Genomic DNA, 4,614 nt, shown 5'->3' on the forward strand with positions numbered 1-4,614 from the left:
TTGAATCCGGCCGTGACAGGGGAAGTTTGGAAACCGGCGGGTTTGGACAGCGGAACACCGACAAACAAGTCGTAGCTCACGCCTTTCAGGCTGCCTCGCCAACCCAGGGCACTGCCCGCCAGGTGTTTTCCGAGCAGAGCGTCACTGCCCCGTCCGCCCACTTCGCCATAATCCATTGCCAGATACAGCGATTGCCCTTTCAGCGGGGTTTGCCAGTCCAGTTCGTTACGGCTGTACCAACCCCGATCAGCGGATAAGGTCAACTCGCCATCAAAGCCGCGTACCGTCCAGCGGCCGCCGATTGAAAATCGATCCTGGGGCGTCAATGGGCTGGCGCTTATCTGGCGCAGATACTGGGTCTGATAAGAAAAGGGCTGAGAAAACAGTGTTAACGGCCCGGCAAGCGTCGCCGAGAATTGGGTGATTTTGGGTAAGGCGGTCCCTTCATTGCGATACTCTTCCGGCGCAGGTTGCGCGCCAAACCAGCGCATGCCTTGTTGGTAAGTGACCCGGGCGTCTAACGTTGCATTGCCAATGTAATGCTGGTGAGAAAGTCCCAATTTCCAACCCGCGGTTTCCCGGCGCTGAACGTCGATTTCCGTGTTATCAATAAAATTGCGGGACGCCCGACGATAAATTTCACCGTTGAGCCCGGTTTTCTGGTCCGCGTTACGGTGCAGAACCCGGCTGAGCTGGACCGCCAGATTTTGGCTTTTGCCCCGATATTGAATCGCCTGATTCAGCCCGGCTATCGTCTGGGTATAATCGTAATGACTGGCCGTCACGCTCGCCATCCAGTAGCCAAATGGCAGGGAGTAATAGAGCGTGTCGTTTTGGCTGCCTTTCCCGGCAGACGCGTGAATATCACGTCCAGCGGAGAGATAGAACAGGTCGCTTAACGCCAGCGGGTTATCCAGAAAAAAGGTTAACCCACCTTGATAACGTCCGGTGCTTTTGGAACCGGTATCATCCAGATAAGTGGCAACTCGCCAGTGCCGTGACTGACGCCAGTCCAGCACAATATCGCTTTCCCCCGGTTGCTCTGCCGGGACAATGTTCATATCTGCCTGAACGGTGGGAAAACGTTGCAGATTTTCCAATCCCTGCTCAATATCCCGTAAATCCAGCAGCTTGCCTTCACGCGCGGGGAATGGCGTGAAGCGTTGAATGTAATGGCCGCTGTCCGGGGTATAGCGGATATGCCGGATTTTGCCCGGAATCATCACCAGTTTTAAGGTTTGGGTATGCAGATCCTGACGAGGAGCCAGAACTCGGCTGGTGACATAGCCATGATTGATGAGCTGATCTTGCAATTGGGTCATCAGCCGGCTAATGCCTTTATCACCGAGGCAATGGTTTTCGCCCTGTTGAGCGACACGCCTGAACGGTAACCAATGCGGGAAATTTTCAGTGCCTGCCAGTCTGACGTGGGAGAGAGGAAAACACGGGGTTTCCACCGGAAAGGCGGATGACACCGCTTTTTCGGGTACAGACAAGCGAACATCCGCAGGGGGTGGGGCTAATTGAGCCTCCAGCGCTTGCTGACGTGCTTGTTGATGGATCAGTTGTTGGTCTGAGATGTCTGCGGCCTGACTGCCTGAGATCAGGCTACAAAAAACCGTAAACCCCCAAATACTGCTTTTCATTGTATTTTCATCCCACAATTTCGAAGCAGTATTAACCACCTATTGCACTTAGTGATCAACATTCGTGGCTAATAATCAACCAGGCAACTAAATTGGGGGTTGATTAAATAAGATAATAACAAAAACAAGGCATTATATTTTTATATAAAAAATAAACCCATGTTATTAAAATGTTACGAATCATATAAAAAATAGATTAATATTAATTATTTAATAATTAATGGTAATAATTTCAAAATAGTTTTGTTTTTGTGATACATATCACATTTTTATTATTTTATTTCAGAATGAGATTACTTGTAATGTGATGATTATCGTTAATTTGTGATGAAACATTACCTTTTATGATTATGTTAGATGACTATTAGAAGGGAATACGCTATCCCCATTGATGCGACACAGTGGCCGTGTCTATAACAAAGCAGAACATCGTATCACTCTCTATCGAATGAGAACGAGTTGCCCGTAGAGGGATATCCCCGCCACTTTCGGTTAATAGAATACGGTGTTCCGCCGTTTTAATCTGGGGTCGAAAAAAGGTATTTTGCAGTTATTATTCAAATAGTTATCTCATCACGCCGATTCAGAATGGTTATTCATTGATGGTAATATAGTCCGGGCACATCAGCACATCAGGAGAATATGAACTATTGCTTCTCCTTGCAGATGCTCACCCTGACTATGAGTTAAAAACAAGACGATGAGCAATTTCCGCAAGATATCAAACCATAATTATAATTACTTTTTTCAATGGGAGAGCATAAAAAATTGTGGGGCATTTATGCAGCAACCGTTTCTGTCCAATAATGCTCCGTTTCGTCACCTAATTTTATGCCCGGATACCCATGCTCAAATTGGGTTTTCAAATCATCATTAAGTACCGCTGTGCGTGTCTGAAGTAAGTAATGCGCTCCTTGTTGACTCCATTGCATTTGCTGCTTTTTCACCATCCGTTTAGCGATAACTTCATTGATCGTCGATTCAACAAATGATGAAGAAATTGGTTCGCCATATCGGTACATTTCACCGTAATTCGGGATCATCATGCTGTTATTTTCAATATAGGTATACATTTCATCGAGATGTTTTAACAATGATTTATTGTTACCATAATGCGATATGTCCTCATCACACATCACAGCACAATCATCCAGGTGTTCTAATGCCTTAATCACATTTCCATGCCAGATAGACCATTGTGTACTGGTTAAAGAGTCCAATAATTCTGCACCGAGTTCCGGCGCGTTTTTAGATACCCCTTTGGCATATTGTTTTAGTACGGTCAGGCGCATCGTGATATGAAACCAGTCGAGCACGTGCTGGGATTCAGGGTACAAATTAAATTGCAGATCCCTGAGATTATCAGCGCCATCTGATAAGAAAGTAATTTGTTGATTAGCCTGCATTCCCTGTGAAGATAACTGAGCCATAAGTTTTCTTCGGGCATGATTTTCCAGACATTGCACAAAACCAAAGCGTTTGGTTGGGACATGAGTAGCGAATGATTTTCCGGCGATGACTTCGAAATGATGTTTTCTATCGTCCCGATTTCTGACGTAGCCACCATCAATGCCAACCGTCATCGGTTTTCCCGGTTTGGGTAATTTTTCCCATTCTCTGGGATCACCGGGGAGAAAATCAGGCAACCCCTCTAATTCGGCCTCTTGTCTCTTGGCCGTCTGGCAGAGATGATTTCTGACTGTGGCGGCATTACAGCATTCTCCCACCGGCAGAATATCTTTGAGCAGACTGGCGGTCAATCCATAAGACATCAGTGAAGCCCACCGGGTTTCTATATACTTGAGTTCCGGGTGAGTATGCGCATTGCACCAGTGATTGAGCAAGCTAACGGTTTGGGTTGAATGTTTCTCACAAGCGCACCGGTAAACCCGAAATCCCTCCACGGGGATAATGCCAAACAAGGTTCGATACTGAATTGTCTGTTTGCCTTTTATCCGTCGATTTCGTTGACAATGAGGACAAGCACGACGTTCATTCAGGTATTCAGCCGCCTGTTTCTGGATCACCGATTGCTGGATAGCGTTCAAAAGCAATTTGGATTCAGACAAGGAAAGCCCAATGTCATTTGGGGAATCATTTTGTTTTTCTATCGTGAATAGTGTCTCAGTATGACTGTGACCTGATTTATCGGCCACCGCTATTTGGATCGTGAATTGCATGATACTGTCCTCCGGGGAATGACTATTTTATATCCCCGTTTTTTAGCCGGTGACGCAATTTATAATACGTAGAAACACCTAATCCCACGTTATCGCAGGCCAGCTTTAATTTTATACCTTTGTGGATACCGATCACCCTATCCGCTACAGCCATATCACAACCGGCTCCAGTTCAGGCGAATCAAGGTTAAGTTTATGCAATTGGTGGTTAACCTTTGGCCGGTTGAATCTGACAGTATCAAGATCATCTATCAATGGGCGAATTTCTCTGACTGTTGTTGTTTCATCAGCATGAATAATCGCGTTGAGTAGTGCCAGTGTTTTAGCGGTTTCATCGGCTAACGTCGCCCCGGGCATTCTGTTTCCGGCCAAACAAAAAGGAGACTTCAGGTTAGAATTTTCGAGAACAGTTTCAATACGGATATCGTGAAGCCAGTGCTCGAAAAAGTTGTACTCGTAGGTAAAACGGTCATCGGCATCAAATTCAAAGTCATCAAGCGTAATTTTGTAGGGGTTGTCAGGAAACCCGATCCCGCCGGAGTAGGAAATGCCGTAATTTTTGCCATAAATACGGAATTGATGCAGGTGATCATCCGGCCATCCCTGCGCGATCTGAATGATATAGTGAAAAGCGGCTAAAGAAGTCTCGCCTGATAGTCTGAATCGGCACCAGACCATAGGACTGATACCCCGAAGGGCGACTTTCACGATATAAGTTTTCATGGCGAGCTACCTGAGAAAAATAGGCTTAATTGCTCATTCTATTGCCGACTGAACAGAGTGCCCCA

At 46.1% G+C, this 4,614-nt stretch carries 3 protein-coding genes and 1 pseudogene; 1 reads left to right on the plus strand and 3 read right to left on the minus strand.

Translation table 11 applies throughout. From position 1 onward, the window contains the following. Positions 1–1,646 (minus strand): ShlB/FhaC/HecB family hemolysin secretion/activation protein (locus LGZ99_RS23380; protein ID WP_262979736.1); only part of this gene is annotated, 1,646 nt, incomplete at its 3' end. Positions 1,647–2,037: 391 nt separating this feature from the next. On the opposite strand from LGZ99_RS23380, the pseudogene LGZ99_RS23385 reads away from it, so the two are divergent. Beyond that, positions 2,038–2,277: pseudogene (locus LGZ99_RS23385) on the plus strand (IS5/IS1182 family transposase); the annotation flags it as partial. Between the two features lie 148 nt (positions 2,278–2,425). On the opposite strand, the gene LGZ99_RS23390 reads toward LGZ99_RS23385, so the two are convergent. After that, the gene (locus LGZ99_RS23390; RefSeq protein ID WP_262979737.1) at positions 2,426–3,826 is read right to left on the minus strand and encodes an ISKra4 family transposase; all 1,401 of its coding nucleotides are present in this window, start codon (positions 3,824–3,826) and stop codon (positions 2,426–2,428) included. Positions 3,827–3,970: 144 nt separating this feature from the next. Further along, positions 3,971–4,549 carry a plasmid pRiA4b ORF-3 family protein gene (locus LGZ99_RS23395; RefSeq protein ID WP_262979738.1) on the minus strand — a complete coding sequence of 193 codons (579 nt, stop codon included), beginning with the start codon at positions 4,547–4,549 and terminating at the stop codon, positions 3,971–3,973. Positions 4,550–4,614 lie beyond the last annotated feature (65 nt).

Source organism: Photorhabdus temperata, assembly GCF_025384845.1.
GTDB lineage: Bacteria > Pseudomonadota > Gammaproteobacteria > Enterobacterales > Enterobacteriaceae > Photorhabdus > Photorhabdus temperata.